The 18,206-nt window shown below is 70.4% G+C and carries 17 protein-coding genes; 7 read left to right on the top strand and 10 right to left on the bottom strand.

Annotated features, from left to right (window positions below; genetic code table 11):
* Positions 1-10 precede the first annotated feature (10 nt).
* From rpmF to rsmD, 6 genes are all read right to left on the bottom strand, one after another.
* A complete protein-coding gene (gene rpmF / locus AB0878_RS16620) occupies positions 11-193 on the bottom strand; it encodes a 50S ribosomal protein L32 (protein ID WP_220237671.1) in 183 nt (60 codons plus the stop codon).
* A gap of 75 nt (positions 194-268) precedes the next feature.
* The gene (locus tag AB0878_RS16615) at positions 269-886 is read right to left on the bottom strand and encodes a DUF177 domain-containing protein (protein WP_366580649.1); all 618 of its coding nucleotides are present in this window, start codon (positions 884-886) and stop codon (positions 269-271) included.
* Between the two features lie 79 nt (positions 887-965).
* Entirely contained in the window at positions 966-1,694 is a 729-nt protein-coding gene (locus AB0878_RS16610) for a DivIVA domain-containing protein (protein WP_366580647.1), read from the bottom strand.
* 171 nt (positions 1,695-1,865) lie between these two features.
* Positions 1,866-2,576 carry a ribonuclease domain-containing protein gene (locus AB0878_RS16605; protein ID WP_366580646.1) on the bottom strand — a complete coding sequence of 237 codons (711 nt, stop codon included), beginning with the start codon at positions 2,574-2,576 and terminating at the stop codon, positions 1,866-1,868.
* A 302-nt stretch (positions 2,577-2,878) separates the two neighbouring features.
* Positions 2,879-3,361 carry a pantetheine-phosphate adenylyltransferase gene (gene coaD, locus AB0878_RS16600; RefSeq protein ID WP_366580644.1) on the bottom strand — a complete coding sequence of 161 codons (483 nt, stop codon included), beginning with the start codon at positions 3,359-3,361 and terminating at the stop codon, positions 2,879-2,881.
* A 52-nt stretch (positions 3,362-3,413) separates the two neighbouring features.
* Positions 3,414-3,980, bottom strand: coding sequence for a 16S rRNA (guanine(966)-N(2))-methyltransferase RsmD (gene rsmD, locus AB0878_RS16595; protein ID WP_366580642.1), 567 nt, complete (start codon positions 3,978-3,980; stop codon positions 3,414-3,416).
* Positions 3,981-4,101: 121 nt separating this feature from the next.
* On the opposite strand from rsmD, the gene AB0878_RS16590 reads away from it, so the two are divergent.
* The 4 genes from AB0878_RS16590 to AB0878_RS16575 all read left to right on the top strand — a co-directional run bounded on the left by AB0878_RS16590 (position 4,102) and on the right by AB0878_RS16575 (position 9,019).
* Entirely contained in the window at positions 4,102-6,225 is a 2,124-nt protein-coding gene (locus tag AB0878_RS16590) for an ATP-binding domain-containing protein (RefSeq protein WP_366580640.1), read from the top strand.
* A 525-nt stretch (positions 6,226-6,750) separates the two neighbouring features.
* The gene (locus AB0878_RS16585; protein WP_366580638.1) at positions 6,751-7,746 is read left to right on the top strand and encodes an LLM class flavin-dependent oxidoreductase; all 996 of its coding nucleotides are present in this window, start codon (positions 6,751-6,753) and stop codon (positions 7,744-7,746) included.
* Between the two features lie 163 nt (positions 7,747-7,909).
* The gene (locus AB0878_RS16580) at positions 7,910-8,632 is read left to right on the top strand and encodes a hypothetical protein (protein ID WP_366580636.1); all 723 of its coding nucleotides are present in this window, start codon (positions 7,910-7,912) and stop codon (positions 8,630-8,632) included.
* Entirely contained in the window at positions 8,633-9,019 is a 387-nt protein-coding gene (locus AB0878_RS16575) for a GntR family transcriptional regulator (RefSeq protein WP_366580634.1), read from the top strand.
* 150 nt (positions 9,020-9,169) lie between these two features.
* On the opposite strand, the gene AB0878_RS16570 is transcribed toward AB0878_RS16575, so the two are convergent.
* The 3 genes from AB0878_RS16570 to AB0878_RS16560 form a co-directional block, all read right to left on the bottom strand.
* A complete protein-coding gene (locus tag AB0878_RS16570) occupies positions 9,170-9,967 on the bottom strand; it encodes an arginase family protein (RefSeq protein WP_366580632.1) in 798 nt (265 codons plus the stop codon).
* 121 nt (positions 9,968-10,088) lie between these two features.
* Positions 10,089-13,466 carry a pyruvate carboxylase gene (locus tag AB0878_RS16565; protein ID WP_366580630.1) on the bottom strand — a complete coding sequence of 1,126 codons (3,378 nt, stop codon included), beginning with the start codon at positions 13,464-13,466 and terminating at the stop codon, positions 10,089-10,091.
* Positions 13,467-13,608: 142 nt separating this feature from the next.
* Positions 13,609-14,502 (bottom strand): S8 family peptidase, encoded by an 894-nt coding sequence (locus AB0878_RS16560; protein ID WP_366580628.1) that lies wholly within the window; start codon positions 14,500-14,502, stop codon positions 13,609-13,611.
* Between the two features lie 176 nt (positions 14,503-14,678).
* Here AB0878_RS16560 and AB0878_RS16555 point away from each other — a divergent pair, with 176 nt between their 5' ends.
* A complete protein-coding gene (locus tag AB0878_RS16555; protein ID WP_366580626.1) occupies positions 14,679-15,002 on the top strand; it encodes a DUF4288 domain-containing protein in 324 nt (107 codons plus the stop codon).
* Here AB0878_RS16555 and AB0878_RS16550 read toward each other — a convergent pair.
* Positions 14,999-16,216 carry an erythromycin esterase family protein gene (locus tag AB0878_RS16550; protein WP_366580624.1) on the bottom strand — a complete coding sequence of 406 codons (1,218 nt, stop codon included), beginning with the start codon at positions 16,214-16,216 and terminating at the stop codon, positions 14,999-15,001. The two genes, AB0878_RS16555 and AB0878_RS16550, sit on opposite strands and share 4 nt — an antisense overlap.
* A 43-nt stretch (positions 16,217-16,259) precedes the next feature.
* On the opposite strand from AB0878_RS16550, the gene AB0878_RS16545 reads away from it, so the two are divergent.
* Both AB0878_RS16545 and AB0878_RS16540 read left to right on the top strand, forming a co-directional pair.
* A complete protein-coding gene (locus tag AB0878_RS16545; protein WP_366580622.1) occupies positions 16,260-16,913 on the top strand; it encodes a TetR/AcrR family transcriptional regulator in 654 nt (217 codons plus the stop codon).
* Positions 16,914-17,475: 562 nt separating this feature from the next.
* On the top strand, positions 17,476-18,177 hold the full coding sequence (locus tag AB0878_RS16540) for a class I SAM-dependent methyltransferase (protein ID WP_366580620.1): 702 nt from the start codon (positions 17,476-17,478) through the stop codon (positions 18,175-18,177).
* Positions 18,178-18,206 lie beyond the last annotated feature (29 nt).

Raw genomic sequence — 18,206 nt, 5'->3', positions numbered from 1 at the left:
GGCTGCCCGATCAGGCGGGCTCGACGACCTGGCGGCCGTTGTGCTGGCCGCACGTCGGGCACGCGATGTGCTGCAGCTTCGGCTGACGGCAGGCGCGGTTGGAGCAGGGCACCAGCTGAACCGGAGCCGCCTTCCACTGGCTGCGGCGCGCGCGCGTGTTGGATCGCGACATCTTCCGCTTCGGGACGGCCACGAGTAGATCTCCTTCAGACTGTCTGCCCGCGTTCACGAGCCGAACTGACTTCTCCCGGATCGAGCTGGACGCTCGTCAGGCTTGCTCTCCGGAGCCGTGCGCAGGCTTTTCGCCCGCGTTCTCGTCGAATCGCTCGACCAGCGCGGCCCACCGAGGGTCTATCTTCTCATGCCCGTGTCCGGGCTCGAGATCGGCCCACTTGACGCCGCATTCGGTGCAGAGTCCGGCGCAGTCTTCCTCGCACAGCGGCACGAGGGGAAGCGCCAGGACCACGGCGTCGCGGACGATCGGTTCGAGGTCGATCCGGTCGTCGACCAGCCGCGGGATCTCGTCCTCGTCGGTGGTCTCCTCGGTGGCCGAACCCGGGTAGGCGAACAGCTCGGTGAGGTCGACCTCGATCTCTTCGGTGAGGGGGTCGAGGCAGCGCGAGCACGTGCCGGTGGCGGTGGCGCTCGCGGTGCCGCTGACCAGCACACCCTCGACCACGGATTCGAGGAGCAAGTCGAGCTCGAGGACGGAACCGGCCTCGAGCGAGATGACGTCGGGCACACCGAGGGTGGCCTCGAGGGGCACGCTCCGGCGCACCTCGCGGCTCAGGCCGGCGTGGCGGCCGAGCTCACGGGTGTCGACGACCCACGGGCTCTTGTCGTCGAGCTGGGCGGGGCGGGTGTTCTGGGCAGGGTTCTCTGACATCGCATACCAGGGTACGCAGGGTGCGCCAGTGCTTTCGCGCTGGTGCCGAGCGTCACTCTTCCCGACGGCGCGCGGGCGGTCAGACCTGGTAGTCGTACAGCGTCGGGCGGCCGCTGTTGCCGCCAAGGTTCACCGGCGAACGCAGGTGATTGCGGCCCGAGTCGACGGTGCGCAGCGTGGTCGCGAGCAGCTCCGAGAACTCGGCGAGCTTGCCGTCCACGTACGCGTCGCAGTCGGCGCGCTGGCGGTCGGCCTCGGCGTGCGCCTCGTCGACGATGCGAGCCGACTCGGCGTGCGCGGCCTGGACCACCTCGGTCTGCGAGACGAGCCGCGCCTGCTCGGCACGGGCGTCCTCGATGGCGCGCTCGTAGGCGTCGCGGCCGGCCTGGATCATGCGCTCGGACTCGGCGCGGGAGCGGTCGGTGAGGTTCTGGTACTCGGCCTGGCCGGCGGCGACCATGCGCTCGGCCTCGTTGTGGGCGTCGCCCATCATTTGCTCGGCGCGGGCGCGCGCGTCCGCGAGGATCCGCTCGGCCTCCGACGCGGCGTCGGACACCGTGCGCTCGGCCTCTTCGTTGGCCCCGGCCACCGTCTCGCCGGCTTCCTTGCGGGCGGCGTGCAGCAGGTCGTCACGCTTGTCGAGCACGTCCTGGGCGTCGTCGACCTCGCCGGGCAGCGCGTCGCGGACGTCGTCGAGCAGCTCGAGGACGTCGCCGCGCGGCACGACGCAGCTGGACGTCATGGGCACCCCGCGGGCCTCTTCGACGATCGTGACGAGCTCGTCGAGTGCCTCGAAAACCCGGTACACGGCCACTCCCTCAAGCAGTAATCCCCGTTCGCTACCGATCAGTCTGCCCGCTTCCCGGCCTGAACCGGTGAACGCGCGCCGGACTGGGCGTGTCCTCTTGCGAACGGCTCATGACACAGCGTGCCGCCCCACCCGGCGCGGGTGGGGCGGCACGGGGACGGGCCGGGATTTTCAGGAGTTGAGGTCGATGCGCTTGAAGGTGGCGTAGCGGTCCGGCGTGTAGGCCAGCTCGCCGCCCTTGCCCTTGATCACGCGGTCGTTGGTGCCCACCGGGAACAGCTGGTAGTAGCCCGCGGAGCAGGCCGGCAGCACGCCCTCGCGGTTCTCGTAGGTCTGGCCGGTCGCGCCGTTGCGCACCTGGTTCACGACCGACTTCGCGGCCGAGGACAAGGTGGAGTAGCCGATCTTCGCCAGGCCCGAGAGGTTGCCGCAGGAGCCGGTGTTGCCGCCGCCACCGTTGACGTCGATGACCTTGAAGGTCGCGTAGTGGTCACCGGTGTAGAAGTACTCGCCGCCCTGGCCGGTGATGATCCGGCGCGTGCCGCGGTTGCTCGCACCGGGAGTGGGCACGGTGTACTCGTGGTAGTAGCTCGAAGCGCAGGACGGCAGGATGCCTTCGCGGTTGTCGAAGACGACGCCGTCGTTCTTCGGGTACGGGAAGGGCCCGCCCTTCTGGATCAGGTTGTAGGTCGTCGTCGCCTCCGCGGGGAGCGAGGACAGCGACGTGTGCGAGAAGCCCGACAGGTTGCCGCAGGAGTTCTGCAGCACGGACGCCGGCGCCGCCGGGGCAGCGGGTGCCGCGACCGCGGCGGTGCCCAGCCCGAGGAATCCGACCAGCAGCGCGAACAGGACGGTCGCTAAGCGCGAACGGTGGTTGGCCATTTTCGGACCGTAACCCGATCGGATGGTCGCGAGGCGGCCGTCAAGTGAACAGCTTCGAGCGTTCCCGGAAGTCCCGACGATGGTCGCAACCCGTTCGGGCGAATGCGCCGGGTGACCGTGCGAAAACGCTCGGATCTTGTTCTCGACCAGGCGGATCCTGTTCGGGGCCGGACGAACCTTGTGCGGGAGTGCACCGGATCGTGTTCGGGAACGCGCAGCCCTTGTTCCAGGACGCGCCTGCGCTTGTTCACGAGCGCACCGAACCTTGATCGAGTTCGGACATCCCGTGTGCGGGACCGCACTCAGCCCTGGTGCGGGAACACCTTGCGCAGCCGTTCGAACACCACCGGCGGCACGAGCCGCTCGACGTCGCCGCCGAGCGCCGCGACCTCCTTCACCAGCGAGCTGGAGACGAAGCCGTAGGCCGGGTTGTTGGCCATCAGCAGCGTCTCGAGGCCGGTGAGCTCCCGGTTCATCTGGGCCATCTGCAGTTCGTAGTCGAAGTCGCTGACCGAGCGCAGGCCCTTCGCGACGGCCGCGATGTCGTTCTCGCGGCAGTAGTCCACGAGCAGGCCCTGCCACGAGTCCACGCGCACGTTCGGGAGGGGTGCGGTGATCTCGCGCAGCATCTCCAGCCGTTCCTCGACGTCGAAGAGGCCCTTCTTGCTCTTGTTCACCCCCACCGCGACCACGACCTCGTCGAAGAGGAGGGAGGCCCGCTCGATGATGTCGAGGTGCCCGTTGGTGGCCGGATCGTAGGAACCGGGACAGACCGCACGCCGCATGCGCGGACGCTACCAAGGCGCGACGCTGCGCGCGCACTTCGTGACTACTGCGTCACACCTGTGCTCGGCGCGCGTACTCGGCCCAGTGCAGGGCGGTGTCGCCGTACTTCTTGTCGCGCGTGGGCGTGTAGGCGCCGGGCCAGTCGGGCGCGCCGTCGCGGGCGGCGCGTTCGATCACCACGAGGGCACCGTCGGCGAGCCAGCCACCTTCGTCGAGCGCGGCCAGCACGGAGCCCAGCGCGGCGGCGTCCACGGCGTAAGGCGGATCGGCCAGCACCACGTCGAACTGCGCCGGCGCGGGCGCGGCGACCACGGCCTCCACGGGCGCGGCCCGGACGGTGCCGCCCAGGCCCAGCGCGCCGACGTTGCCGCGCAGCACGTCGGCCGCGCGGCGGTCGGCCTCGACGAACCACGCGTCGGCGGCACCGCGGGAGAGGGCTTCGAGGCCGAGGGCGCCGGATCCGGCGTACAGGTCGAGCACGCGGGTGCCGTCGAGCTCACCGGCCACCTCGAGCGCGTTGAACAGGGCTTCGCGCACGCGTTCGGACGTCGGGCGGGTCCCCTTGGGCGGCACCTTGAGCCGCCGGCCGCCCGCCTTTCCCGCCACGATCCTCGTCACCCCGCCATCTTCGCCGAACGTCGCGGTGTGGCGTTGGGCAGGACTTGCTGAACCTCGCGCGCGCGGGCGCGTACAGTCGTTCTTCGCCCTCGTGAGGCATCGAGTCGTTTAGGAGCGTTGCGTGTCGGAACCCCGGGTGAGACGGGCGGAGATCGCCGTCGAGCAGGCCCACGTGGATCGGGTCTACACCCGGCTCGCCGAGCTGCGGGTACAGGCCGAGGCGATGCGCACGAAGGGCTACGAGCTTGGGCAAGGCGCCCAGCGCGAGGCGATTTTCGAACAGGCCTCGATGCTTTTCGAACGCGACATGATGGTCTTCCACGCCAACCAGACCCTCCAGACGCTCGACGCCGAGTACGAGGGCCTCGTCTTCGGCCGGCTCGACCACCTCGACCGCGACCACATCTACGTCGGCCGCCTCGGCATCCGCGACAACGAGTTCGACAACCTCGTCACCGACTGGCGCGCGCCCGCCGCCGCCGCGTTCTACCAGGCCACGGCCGAGGAGCCGATGGACGTGGTGCGCCGCCGCGTCATCCGCTGCTCCGGCCAGACCGTGCTCGACGTCGACGACGACGTGCTGATCCCCGACGCCGTCCCCGAGGACATGCAGATCGTCGGCGAGGGCGCGCTGATGGCCGCGCTCGGCCGTTCCCGCGGCGAGAAGATGCGCGACATCGTCGCCACGATCCAGAAGGAACAGGACGAGGTCATCCGCGCTCCGTGGCGCGGCGTCACCGAGATCACCGGCGGCCCGGGCACGGGCAAGACGGCCGTCGCCCTGCACCGCGCCGCGTACCTGCTGTACCGCCACCGCCGCCAGCTCGGCGGCGCCGGCGTGCTCGTGATCGGGCCGTCCGGGGTGTTCACCACGTACATCTCGCGGGTGTTGCCGTCGATGGGCGAGACGAACGTGGAGCTGCGTGCCCTCGGCGAAGTGCTCGACGGCCTCAATGCCACGCGCCAGGACACCTCCGAGCTGGCCGCGATCAAGGGCTCGCTGCGCATGCGGAAGGTGCTGCTGCGTGCCTTGCGCGACACGCCGCCGGAATCGCCGCAGGAGATGCGCATCGTCTACCGCGGCGAGGTGCTCAAGCTCTCGGCGCGCGAGCTGGACAAGGTCCGCCGCAAGGCCCACACCCAGGGCGCGCCCCCCAACCGCGCGCGCGTGCGCACGGCCGAGCTGCTGCTGGGCGCGCTCGCCGACAAGGCCGACGAGTACGCGAAGGCCGACGGCAAGCAGCTCGACCGCGCGGAGCTGATCAACGACCTCGGCGAGCGCATCGAGTTCCACCGCTTCCTCGTCGTCTGGTGGCCGGTCCTGTACCCGGCGCAGATCCTCAAGTGGCTCGGCGACGAGAAGCGCCTCGCCGCAGCCGCGAAGGGCGTGCTCAACCGCCACGAGATCTCCCTGCTCGCCGCCGACTTCGCCGACCGTTCGCGCGGCTGGTCCGTCGCCGACGTCGCCCTGCTCGACGAGCTGCGCGTCCTCGTCGGCCCCGAGCCCAAACGCCGCCGGCGCCAGACCGTCCTCGAGGCCGAGCCCGAACGCGGCACCACCGGCGGCGGCACCCACCGGCCCGAGCACTACGACGAGTACTCCCACGTCGTCGTCGACGAGTCCCAGGACCTCTCCCCCATGCAGTGGCGCATGGTCGGCCGCCGCGGCAAGTACGCCAGCTGGACCGTCGTCGGCGACCCGGTGCAGAGCTCCTGGCCCGACCCCGACGAGGCCGCCGCCGCGCGCGACCAGGCCTTCGGCGTGAAGACCACCCGCCGCCGCTTTACGCTGCGCACCAACTACCGCAACTCCGCGGAGATCTTCGACCTCGCCGCGAAGGTCGTCACCGGCCACGCCCAGGCCGACGAGCTCCCCCGAGCCGTCCGCACCACCGGCATCGAACCCGAGGTCCGGCCCGTCGAGGCCGGCGCTCTGGAAGGCGCGACGCAGGCCGCGGTCAAGGAACTCCTCGGCTCCGTCGAAGGCACCGTGGGCGTCATCACGGCCATGGACCGCGTCCCCGAGGTCACCGCCTGGTTCACCAACGAGACCGACGAACGCCTCAAGGTCGTCGGCAGCCTCGACTCCAAGGGCCTCGAGTACGACGCCGTCGTCCTCGTCGAGCCGATGGACCTCGTCACCGAGTCCTCGACGGGCCGCCGGGTCCTCTACGTCGCCCTCACCCGGGCGACCCAGCACCTCATTGTCCTGGCCTCCAACCCGGACTGGCTGCCCACTACCTGATCCCTCGCCCGTCGCCCCTCAACGGCGACGGGCGTCTGGCCAGTCATCTCCGGTCTTGGCCACGCGACTCCGTCTGTCGCCCCTCACCGGCGACGCCCCGCCTTGCTCGATATCTCCGGCCTTGGCCGCACCTGGCTCAGCACGTTGCCTCTCAACGGCGAGACCTCGGCAGGCTCGGCATCTCCGGTCTTGACCACCTGACCGAGTTGACCGCGCCCTCAGGCTCTGCGGCCCGCCCTCCCCGACTCGTCCGCGGGTTCGCCACTGATCGGCGATGGTCTCGCCTGCCGCAGCGACCAAGACACGCACCCATGACATGCACCACCAGCCCTCAGGCTGAGGCGACGCACCCGAGTTGCCCGTGGCCGCAACCCCGACCCCGGCCCGACCAGGGATTCGCCGCCGAGTGGCGAAGCCGTCGCCGCCTGGTGGCGAAGCGCCGATGTGTCCGATTCCGACCCGTTGCGGCCGGCCGACTCTGACTCGACGGGAAGGGAACAGCCGTCTTGTGCGTTACTGCTCAACGTGAGTTCTCTGCCTGACGTGCCGCTGTCCGTGCTCGACCTCTCCCCCGTCTCGGACGGGCACGGGGTCGGCGAAGCGCTGCGCAACACCATCGACCTCGCCCGTCACGCCGAGCGGCTGGGGTACCGCCGCTATTGGCTCGCCGAGCACCACAACATGCCGGGCATCGCCAGCTCGGCCACGGTGGTGCTGATCGGGACCGTCGCCGACGCCACGGAGTCGATCCGCGTGGGTTCGGGCGGCATCATGCTGCCCAACCACGCGCCGCTCGTGGTGGCCGAGCAGTTCGGCACGCTGGAGGCGCTGCACCCGAACCGCATCGACCTCGGCATCGGGCGCGCGCCCGGCACCGACCAGCGCACGGCGCTCGCGCTGCGCGGCCCCGGCGGGCTGTCCGCCGAGAACTTCCCCGAGCAGCTGATGGAGCTGCTCGAGTACTTCGAGCGCGACCCGGCGCGCGGCGTCAACGCCGTGACCGCCGAGGGCAACAAGCCGCCGCTGTGGCTGCTGGGTTCGTCCGGCTTCAGCGCGCAGCTGGCCGGCCGCCTCGGTGTGCCGTTCTCGTTCGCCCACCACTTCGCCGCCGAGAACACGTTGCCGGCCGTGCAGCTCTACCGGGAGAACTTCCGTCCTTCCGAGACGCTGGCTGAGCCGTACGTGATGCTCGGCGTGTCCGTGGTCGCCGCGGAGACCGACGAGCGCGCGCAGTTCCTGGCCGGCCCCAGCGGGCTGACGTTCCTCAGCCTGCGCCGCGGCCGCCCGATCGCGCTGCCGACGCCCGAGGAAGCCGCCGAATACCCGTACACGGACATGGACCGCGCGTTCCTCGCCGACCGGTTCGGCTCGAGCATCATCGGTTCGCCCGAGACCGTCCGAAAGGGACTCGACCAGCTCCTCGCCGACACGGGCGCCGACGAGCTCATGGTCACCACGATGGTCCACGGGCACGAAGACCGCGTGCGCTCCTACGAGATCGTCGCGGACCTCAAGAACTGACGGCACGCAGAAGAGAGATCCCGGCCCGGGTGGCCGGGATTTTTCTTTTCCGCTGCCCGCAGCCAACTCCGCGTCGTCACCCAACGGCAACGCGGACCGGCGCCGTGCACGACACCACTCCGTCTTGTATCATTAACTTGATACAAGACAGGGGGACCACACCATGAACCTCGGCTCCGCGGTCGGCGTCGCGATCGCTTGCGGCCTGCTCGGCCTGGCCATCCTGTTCGTGCTCTGGCCGGGCCAACGCCAGGGCGCGCGCCTGCTCGCCAAATGGGGCTTGCCCGACGCGACCCCGGACCAGGTGTCCGTGGCCGTGCTCTACCTGCGCCGCCGCAGGTTCTGGTATCCGTGGCTCTTCGTGGGCCTCCCGTTCATCCCGGGCGCAGCGGACTTCGCGAACGCCAACGACCTCAGCTCGATCATGCCCGTGCTCCTCCTCGGCGGGTTGATCGCCGAAGTGCTCGCGCAACGCCCATCGCCAAGCACGCGACGCGAGGCCGTGCTGGCACCGCGCGGCATCCTCGACTTCGCGCCCCCGTGGGCGATCATCGTCACCGCGCTGGCCGCGCTCGCCGCAGCGATCCACCTCGCCATGATCGGCAAATGGCCACTGTTCGGCGTCACCATCGCGACCACCGCCGTCGCGTGGGGCGTGGTGCTCCTCGCCGTCCGACGGCCGGCCGCGGGAGATCCCGACGTCGACCTCGCGCTGCGTTGCCGCAGCGCGCGCGTCGCACTCGGGCTCGCCACCGGCATGTGCGCCACGACCGCCTGGCCCGGCGGCAACCTGGCGTCGTTCCTCGCGATCGTCGTCTCACTCGCCGCATTCATCGCGATCGCCACGCCGCCGCGGAAACTGCCCGCGACCGCGGCGACGAAGTAGATGCCGCTGCGAGTGACCGTCGACGCCGACAACGGCGTCGCGCCGTGGCGTCAAGTCCACGACCAGATCGTCCGCGCCATCGGCACCGGCGCACTACCGGTCGACGCCCGGTTGCCACCGATCCGTCAGCTGGCCCGAGACCTCGGGCTCGCCTCCGGCACCATCGCCCGCGTCTACCGCAAACTCGAGGCTGCCGGCTGGGTGACCACGGCGCGGGCGAAGGGAACAGTCGTCATCGGCTCGGCCGAGCGGCCGGACCGCGCGTCACTGCTCCGCGACGCTGCCACGGAGTACGCCCAGCGTGTTCGAGAGCTGGGCGTCGCGCCGGAGGAAGCCGTCGACGCCGCGCGTGCGGCCCTCAGTGACGTTCCGCAAGACCAGCAGTAATCGCCGATCCCCGGCCGGCGAACAGTTCGCCATTTCGCAGACCATCTCCGGTACGGCTCGGGCACACCTCCTTCTGGCCGTACACACTCGTGGTCGCGCACCGGGGCGAAGATCGCCGCCGGAGCGGAATCCGCCTGGGGGCAAACGGGTTCAGTCCTGCAGCAGCACCCTCCCCACCGCGGCGATCACGGGCTCGAGAACCTCGAGCTCCGTGCCCACGCACTCTGTGATCCCCGCGCCGATGACGTCCATTTCGGACAGTGCATCGATCGCCCGGACAAGCTCGCTGACCGTCAGCCCACCGGGCTCCGGATAGTTGACACCGCCGAAGGACGCCGGGTCCAGCACGTCGAGATCGAGGTGCAAGTACACCTGCTCGGCGCCGGACTCGCGCAGCGTCGCGGCGGCATCGTCGGTGCGCACGGCCAAACCCTGGGCGATAGCCTCTTCCTCCGCGGCGTCGAACGCCCGCGTTCCGAACAGCGCCACCCGGCCGGCTTCGACAGCCGGGCTCGCCGCGAACTGCTCGTCACCTTCGCCGAGCAGCGACCGCAGCACCATGCCGTGGAACGCGCCCGACGGTGACGATGCTGCCGTGTTCAGGTCCGGATGCGCGTCGAACCAGGCGACGCCGAGCGCCGGGCCGTAGCGGTAGCGCGCGACGCCGATCGGCACGAGCTCGACTCCGCAGTCGCCGCCGATCGTCAGGACCGGGCCGCCGGGTGCTTCGAGCGCGGTGAGTTGCGCCCCTCGGTTCGTGCCCGTGAGCACGGCCCGGTTGGCGACGCCCGACACCACGTCGGAGGATTCGGGGTCCTGGTGGATGTGGTGCACCGGCAGGCCCAGGACGTGCCCGGCCAGCTCGGAAAGCGCGAGGCAGCCCTCGACCAGTCCCCGTGCCCGGGGGCCGATCGCGCCCTGCCACTGCGGCACCGCGTTGATCAGCATGCGCCCGACGTTAGCGCGGCGACGGCCGGCGAGACGAGCCCGAGACGGCGCGAACGGTCCATTCGCGCCGTGATGGCACGAATGGACCGTTCGCGACGGTCGAGACTGGCGCCGCGGCACGCTACTCGAGCACGATGAGGAGGTCCCCGCCCTCGACCTGCTGAACGGAGGTGATCGCCAACCGCCCGACCTTGCCCGCCGCCGACGCCGTGATCGAAGCTTCCATCTTCATGGCCTCGATCGTCGCCACGGTCGCGCCGGCCGCGACCTGATCGCCTTCCGCCACCTGCAGCGTCACCACACCGGCGAAGGGAGCAGCGATCTGCTTCGGGTTGCCCTTCTCGGCCTTTTCGGTCGCGGGGATGTCCGAGGCGATGGAACGGTCGCGGATCTGGATCGGCCGGAGCTGGCCGTTGAGCGTCGACATCACCGTGCGCACACCGCGCTCGTCGGCCTCACCGATGGCTTCGAGCTCGATGAGCAGCCGGACGCCGGGCTCCAGGTCGACCTGATACTCCTCGCCCGGGCGCAGACCGTAGAAGAAGTCCTTGCTGGACAGCACACTCGTGTCACCGTAGGCCTCGCGGTGGGCTTCGAACTCCTTCGTCGGGCCGGGGAAGAGCAGCCGGTTCAGGGCGCTGCGCCGGTTGTCGGTGAGGTCCTTGCGGTCCTCTTCGGACAGTTCCGCCACGGGCTTGGCCGCCGAACGGCCCTCCAGAGCCTTGGTGCGGAACGGCTCCGGCCAGCCGCCCGGCGGGTCGCCGAGCTCGCCGCGCAGGAAGCCGATCACGGAGTCCGGGATGTCGAACTTGTTGGGCTCGGCCTCGAAGTCCGCGGGCGAGACGCCGGCGCCGACGAGGTGCAGCGCGAGGTCGCCGACCACCTTGGACGAAGGCGTGACCTTCACGAGGTGGCCGAGGATCTTGTCGGCCGCCGCGTACATGGCCTCGATGTCCTCGAAGCGGTCACCGAGGCCCAGCGCGATGGCCTGCGTGCGCAGGTTGGAGAGCTGGCCGCCCGGGATTTCGTGGTGGTACACGCGCCCGGTGGGCGACGCGAGGCCGGCCTCGAACGGCGCGTAGATCTTGCGCACGCTCTCCCAGTAGGGCTCGAGGTCGCCGATCGCCTGCAGGTCGAGACCGGTCGTGCGGTCGGAGTGGTCGGTCGCCGCGACGATCGAGCCGAGCGACGGCTGCGAGGTGGTGCCCGCCATCGACGACACGGCGCCGTCGACCGCGTCCGCGCCGGCCTGGATGGCGGCGAGGTAGGTGGCCAGCTGGCCACCCGCGGTGTCGTGCGTGTGGATGTGCACGGGGAGGTCGAACTCCCTGCGCAGCGCCGTCACGAGCTTCGCGGCGGCCGGTGCGCGGAGCAGGCCCGCCATGTCCTTGATGGCCAGGATGTGCGCGCCGGCACCGACGATCTGCTCGGCCAGCTTGAGGTAGTAGTCGAGCGTGTAGAGGTTTTCGTTGGGATCGGACAGATCGGAGGTGTAGCAGAGCGCCACTTCGGCGACAGCGGTGCCGGTTTCGCGCACGGCTTCGATGGCCGGCCGCATCTGCTCGACGTCGTTGAGGGCGTCGAAGATGCGGAAGATGTCGATGCCGGTGGCGGTCGCTTCCTCGATGAACGCGTGCGTCACCTCGGTGGGATACGGCGTGTACCCCACCGTGTTGCGGCCGCGCAGCAGCATCTGCAGGCAGATGTTGGGCACGGCCTTGCGCAGCTGCTCGAGGCGCTCCCACGGGTCCTCGGCCAGGAAGCGCAGGGCGACGTCGTAGGTGGCGCCGCCCCAGCACTCGAGGGAAAGCAGCTGTGGCACGGTCGCGGCGACGACCGGGGCCACGGCCAGCAGGTCCTTCGTGCGCACCCGCGTCGCGAGCAGCGACTGGTGGGCGTCGCGGAAGGTCGTGTCCGTGACGCCGAGCATCGGCGAATGCCGCAGCCAGCGGGCGAAGCCGGCCGGACCCAGCTCGGTGAGCTTCTGCTTCGAGCCGTCCGGCGGTGTCACGTCAGCGGGCAGCTTCGGCAGCTTCGCCGACGCGTCGAGGGTGCGCGGGCGCTCGCCGTGGGGACGGTTCACCGTCTGGTCGGCCAGGTAGGTGAGCAGGCGCGTGCCGCGGTCCGCCGAGTGGCGGGCGGTGAGCAGATGCGGGCGTTCCTCGATGAACGACGTGGTGACGCGGCCTTCGCGGAAGTCCGGGTCGTCGAGCACCGCCTGGAGGAACGGGATGTTCGTGGAGACACCGCGGATGCGGAACTCCGCGACGGCGCGGCGGGCGCGGCCCACGGCGGTCTTGAAGTCGCGGCCGCGGCAGGTGAGCTTCACCAGCAGCGAGTCGAAGTGCGCGCTGATCTCCGTGCCGGAGAACGCGGTGCCGCCGTCGAGGCGGATGCCGGAGCCGCCCGGCGAACGGTAGGCGCTGATCATGCCGGTGTCGGGGCGGAAGCCGTTGGCCGGGTCTTCCGTGGTGATGCGGCACTGCAGCGCGGCTCCGCGCAGGTAGATCTTGTCCTGCGAGAGGCCGAGGTCGGCCAGCGTCTCGCCGGAGGCGATGCGCAGCTGGGACTGCACGAGGTCGACGTCGGTGACCTCCTCGGTCACCGTGTGCTCGACCTGGATCCGCGGGTTCATCTCGATGAACACGTGGTTGCCCTCGCGGTCGAGGAGGAACTCGACGGTGCCGGCGTTGCGGTAGCCGATCTGGCGCGCGAAGCGCACGGCGTCGGCGCAGATGCGGTCGCGCAGCTCGGGGTCGAGGTTCGGCGCGGGCGCGAGCTCGACCACCTTCTGGTGGCGACGCTGCACGGAGCAGTCGCGCTCGTAGAGGTGGATGACGTTGCCCTCGCCGTCGGCGAGGATCTGCACCTCGATGTGCCGCGGTTCGACCACGGCCTTCTCGAGGAACACCGTCGGGTCGCCGAACGCCGACTCGGCCTCGCGGGCCGCGGCTTCGATGGACTCGCGCAGCATCGCCGGGTCCTCGACTCGCCGCATGCCGCGGCCGCCACCGCCGGCAACGGCCTTGACGAACACCGGGAAACCGAGGTCGTCGGCCGCGGCCACCAGGGCGTCGACGTCGCTGGAAGGCTCCGACGAGCCGAGCACCGGCACGCCGGCCTCGCGCGCGGCCTTCACGGCGCGTGCCTTGTTGCCCGTGAGCTCGAGGATTTCGGCGCTCGGGCCGACGAAAGTGATCCCCGCCTGCTCGCACGCGAGCGCCAGGTCGGGATTCTCCGACAGGAAGCCATAACCCGGGTAGACCGCGTCGGCACCCGCCTTCTTGGCGGCCTTGACGATCTCCTCGACGGAGAGATAGGCGCGCACCGGGTGGCCGGGCTCCCCGATCTCGTAGGCCTCGTCGGCCTTCAGCCGATGGAGCGAGTTGCGGTCTTCGTGCGGGAACACGGCAACCGTGCCCGCCCCCAGTTCGTAGCCTGCGCGGAACGCTCGGATCGCGATCTCACCGCGGTTGGCCACCAGCACCTTGCGGAACATGCCCGGTCCTTCCCGTTTCGGATCGGTAGTGAAGGCACGTTACCCGGTTCTTCTCGCCCTCCGGGAGCTGAAGTCCAAGTGATGGACATCATGCGCACCGACCTGCGTGCATGATGCGGGGATCTCGGGCTCGCCGCAACAGTCAGGACGTCGGTGCGGCCAGGGTGCAGAGCAAACGGTTGGCAGTGCCGGAAGGGACGTTTTTCAGCACGTCCGGGGTCGCTGCCTGCACCAACGCCTTGTCGACATCGGCCGGCGCGGCGTCCGGGTGCAGGGATCGGTAGACGGCGGCGGCGCCCGCGACGACGGCCGCGGCCATCGACGTGCCCGATAACGTGCCGACGTCCGACGAGCCCGCGATCGGCGCCGGGATGTCCACGCCCGGCGCGTAGAGGTCGACGGGCGTCCCGAAGTCCGAGAAAGTCGCCACCTGGTCCTGCACGTCGCTCGCCGCGACGGTGAGCGCGGCCGGGACCCTCGCCGGCGAAACCTGGCTGTCGTCTTCGCCTCCTTCGCCCGCGGGGACGACGGTGGGCATCACCGCGGCGAGGCCGGCGACGGCGTTGTCGAGCTGCTCATTGGCGACGCCGCCGATGCCGAGAACGGCGACGGCCGGCTGGTGGGCGTTCTGGGCGACCCAGTTGATGCCGGCGATGATGTTGTCGGTGGAGCCGCCGCCGTCCTTGTCGAGAACGCGGACCGGGAAGATCTGCGCGGCCTTGGCGACGCCGTAGCTGCGGCCGGCGACGATGCCGGCGACGCGGGTGCCGTGACCGTTGGTGTCGGAGGTGTCGGCGCCGGCCGTCAGGAAGTCCTTGCCCGGCTGGACGCGGCCCTGGAAGTCGGGGTGCTTGGCGTCGACGCCGCTGTCGATCACGTAGACGGTGACGTCGGCGGCGTCGGATTCGTAGCGGTACTTCTGGTCGAGGCCCGTCCGCTGGTCGATCCGGTCGAGCGCCCAGCTCGGCGGGTTGACCTGCGTGCCGCCGGCCGCGAGCGCGGGTGAGTTTCCCGCCGCCACCAGCAAGAACGCCATTGTCGCCGAAAAAAGACCACGAGCCGTTCGGTTCCGCATTCCTGCGTCGTATCCCGCGCGCGGGCCGACGGCAACTCGACGTCACACGATGGGCTGGTCCGTGTTTGAGCTCGAAATCCGGTTGCCCGCTGGCCGGTACGCGGCGAAAGTGATCATGGAGCGAACCAGGGGGAACGATGAGCGCCAACGCGTACGTCGCCGTTGTCCTCTACGAGGCAACGAGCGATTCGCCCACGTACGAACCGCTGTACCGCGAAGACTTCGTGCTCGTGTACGCCGAGAGCGAAGAAGCCGCGCACGAAGCTGTGGCCCGGCGCGTCGAAGGCGAGACGGGCAGCCACCGCAACGAACAGGGCGAGCTGATCACGTTGCGCTGCAAGCGGGTGGTCGACGCCGCTCGTGCCCTCGAGAACGACCTCACGCGCGACGCCGACCTGTACACCCGGCACTTCCGCGATTTCGCCGCCTATCGGCGATTCGAACCGCTGATGGCGGACTAGGCCTTGGCCACGTGGTCGCTGACGGACATCTTCGGCAGGTAGGCGAGGGCGTCGAAGGCCTGGACTACGTCGACCTGGGTGAACATGTGGGCGTGGCGGATGCTCGTCGGGCCTGCCACGCCCTTCGCGCGGTTGGCGCGCAGGTCGACGAGGCAGGCGTCGGAGCCGGCGAGGGTGGCTTCGACGCTGTCGTCGGCCAGCGGCGGCAGCTCTTCGGGGTGGACGCGGAAGCCGAGGCGTTCGCCTTCGTCCGGGGTGAGGCCGCTGGTGGTCCCGGTGCCGGCGGTGACGCCGAGCGTGAAGTAGTCGTCGCCGAACTCGGCGGCCAGGTGCGTGCCGGCCGAGGGGAAGACCATCCCGGGCGCGGCGGCGAAGGGGACGCGCTGGAGGTGTCCGTTGTGGACCATCACGACGATCTTCGTGCCTTCGCCGTGTAGCCGGCGAAGCAGCTTCACGGTCGACGCCATGTACGTGTCGCGCGAAGAACTCTGCATCGACGGCGCGACGCCGGCCATCATCGCCGCGAGCTCGCGCAGGTACATGTCGATGCGCAGGGCGCCGAGGGCGTGGTGCTCAGCGATGGCGTGAGAATCCCGGTCGCGTCGCTGCGAGTAGACGGGCGCCAGCGATTTCAGGTGGGACAGGAGTGCGGTGAAGGCCGCCGTCGCTGCGTCGCGCGCGGGGGCGGCCATCGCCGCGTAACGGCCAGGGGCGACGGCGCTGCTGACGGACGCGTACGGCTCCGAAGCGGTGCGGCCCGCTTCGACGAGCGAGACGACGTCGGGGGCGACCTCCTCGAGGTAGCGCTGCACGGCCTTCAGCGCGGGCACGGGTGAGCCGCCGGAGCTGGGGACGTCGAGGCCGGCGTAGCGGACGCCGCCGTGGCCGCGGAGCCAGGTGAGCATGTCGTGCGCCTCGGGTGAGTCGCCGAGGGAGAAGGTGAAGCCGTCTCGCCCGATTTCGGCGACGTCCCCGGGGGCGCCGCGAAGCCAGCCGTCGACGAGCTCACCTTCGGCGAACCCCGACTCGAACCCCAGCACGGTGAAGCCGCGTTCCTCGACGAGGTGACGCAGCAGCCGGTTGCGCAGCTCGCCGAACTCGCGGATGTGGTGGTTGTTCTCCCCGATGGCGACGATGCGCGCGTCTCCGATCAGGTCGGCGATCGGCGAGACGTCTTCGGGCGTGAAGGGGGTGCGGAAGTCGAGGTCTGGCATACTGGGCACACTAACGCAACTGGAGTAGCACTTGGCAAGCGAAATGGCCGGAACCCGCCGACCGGGTGGGCGCACGGAGCGCACGCGCCTCGCCGTGCTGCAGGCGACGCTCGACCTGCTCGCGGAGCAGGGCTTCACGAACCTGACGGTGGACGCGGTCGCCGACCGTTCGGGCGTGCACAAGACCACGATCTACCGCCGCTGGGAGTCGACGGACGGGCTCGTGGCCGCCGCGCTGCGCCTGGGCACCGAACAGCCGTGGACGGCGCCCGACACCGGCACGCTCGCGGGCGACCTGGCGGCGACGCTGCTGGAACTCGTGCAGTACTTCACCGAGCCCGGCCTGCGCGAACTGCCGACGGCGTCGGTGCTGGCGGCCTTCCACTCCCCGCGCGCGGCGGAGGCACTGCACGCCTTCTACGAGGACCGGCACGGGCGCTCGGCCGTGATGGTCACGCGGGCCATCGCACGGGGCGAGGCGCCGGCCGGAACCGACGCGGCGGAGGTGGTGCGCGTGGCGAGCGGGCCGATCTTCTACCGGCTGTTCATCTCGCGGGAGCCGGTGACGGCGGCTGACGCGCACGTGGCGGCGGCAGCAGCTGCTGCGGCGGCGCGGGCCGGGGTGTTTGTGCGGGATTCGGCAGGGGGCGCGGAGTCGGAGGCCTCACCCTCGCACGGCGGAGATCCAGCGGCGTAGGCGGAATCTTGTCCGGGATTCGGCAGGGGGCGCGGAGTCGGAGGCCTGACCTCTCGCGGCGGAGATCCAGTGGCGTAGGCGGGATCTTGTGCGGGATTCGGCAGGGGACCCGGAGTCGGAAGCCTCACCCTCGCACGGCGGAGATCCAGCGGCGTAGGCGGAATCTTGTCCGGGATTCGGCAGGGGGCGCGGAGTCGGAGGCCTGACCTCTCGCGGCGGAGATCCAGTGGCGTAGGCGGGATCTTGTGCGGGATTCGGCAGGGGACCCGGAGTCGGAAGCCTCACCCTCGCACGGCGGAGATCCAGTGGCGTAGGCGGGATCTTGTACGGGATTCGGTAGGCGGGGAGCGCGGAATTCGGGGCCCGGCCGCTGTCCGCGGAGCCAAAGCGGAGGAAGACTGCCGGGGTTTCCCGAGGAAGTCGGTGGGGCGCGGAATTTGCCGCTCGACCTGGGTGTCGCCGGTGAATGGCGATGAGTTGTGGGCCGCAATGATCGTCTCTTCATCGCGGCGGGGGGTCCAACGACGCCGCGTGGGGCCGACGGCGCTCGTAGGCTCGGCGAGTGCCCGGTGATCACGAGATTTACAGAGAGCACGCCGACGTGTATGCGCGCTTTGCCGAGCACAGCGCCGCCAATTCGCTCTACGACCGGCCGGCGATCTTGCGTCTTGCGGGGGACGTCGCGGGCAAGCGGGTATTGGAGCTCGGCTGCGCAGGCGGCGGTCTGACGGCTCGGCTCGCCGAGCGGGGTGCCGATGTGCTGGCCCTGGACCGTGAGCCGCGGCTGGTGGCGTTGGCGCGGGAGAGGCTGGGCCCGCGAGCTCAGGTCGAGGTCGCCGATCTCGAGCAACCCCTGACGATGGTGGCGGACGGCAGCGTCGACGTGGTCGTGGCCTCGCTCGTGCTCCATTACGTCGAGCATTGGTCGCCGTTGCTCGAAGAGTTGCGGCGGTGTCTGAAGCCGGGCGGGGCGCTCGTCTTCTCGGTGCACCATCCGATCACCGGGTGGTTCCGGTCGGATCGGACCGACTACCACCGCACCGAGCTGGTCAGCGAGCAGTGGGACTGGGACGGGCAGCAGGTCACCGCCCGCCTGTTCCGGCGCCCGCTGTCCGCGATCTTCGGGCTGCTGCGGGATGCCCGGTTCGCGATCGACGTGGTCGACGAGCCGCGGCCGGAACGCGGGGCGGGCGTGGATCCCGAGATGTTCGAGGTGTTGAGCACGAAGCCGGTGTTTCTGTTCGTGCGGGCGGTGAAGTCCTGACCGGGGTGAAACCGCAGTCGCCGTTGAGG

It is taken from the genome of Amycolatopsis sp. NPDC047767, from assembly GCF_040704195.1.
Lineage (GTDB): Bacteria > Actinomycetota > Actinomycetes > Mycobacteriales > Pseudonocardiaceae > Amycolatopsis.
The sequence above is the reverse complement of the archived record's forward strand: the minus strand, read 5'-3'. Positions and strand labels throughout refer to the sequence as shown.

Coding starts and splice junctions, on each gene's coding strand:
- AB0878_RS16545 (WP_366580622.1), top strand. CDS start 16,260: ATGGCCGGAACCCGCCGACCGGGTGGGCGCACGGAGCGCACGCGCCTC.
- AB0878_RS16575 (WP_366580634.1), top strand. CDS start 8,633: ATGCCGCTGCGAGTGACCGTCGACGCCGACAACGGCGTCGCGCCGTGG.
- AB0878_RS16550 (WP_366580624.1), bottom strand. CDS start 16,216: ATGCCAGACCTCGACTTCCGCACCCCCTTCACGCCCGAAGACGTCTCG.
- coaD (WP_366580644.1), bottom strand. CDS start 3,361: ATGCGGCGTGCGGTCTGTCCCGGTTCCTACGATCCGGCCACCAACGGG.
- AB0878_RS16555 (WP_366580626.1), top strand. CDS start 14,679: ATGAGCGCCAACGCGTACGTCGCCGTTGTCCTCTACGAGGCAACGAGC.
- AB0878_RS16565 (WP_366580630.1), bottom strand. CDS start 13,466: ATGTTCCGCAAGGTGCTGGTGGCCAACCGCGGTGAGATCGCGATCCGA.
- AB0878_RS16605 (WP_366580646.1), bottom strand. CDS start 2,576: ATGGCCAACCACCGTTCGCGCTTAGCGACCGTCCTGTTCGCGCTGCTG.
- AB0878_RS16615 (WP_366580649.1), bottom strand. CDS start 886: ATGTCAGAGAACCCTGCCCAGAACACCCGCCCCGCCCAGCTCGACGAC.
- AB0878_RS16580 (WP_366580636.1), top strand. CDS start 7,910: ATGAACCTCGGCTCCGCGGTCGGCGTCGCGATCGCTTGCGGCCTGCTC.
- AB0878_RS16560 (WP_366580628.1), bottom strand. CDS start 14,502: ATGGCGTTCTTGCTGGTGGCGGCGGGAAACTCACCCGCGCTCGCGGCC.
- AB0878_RS16570 (WP_366580632.1), bottom strand. CDS start 9,967: ATGCTGATCAACGCGGTGCCGCAGTGGCAGGGCGCGATCGGCCCCCGG.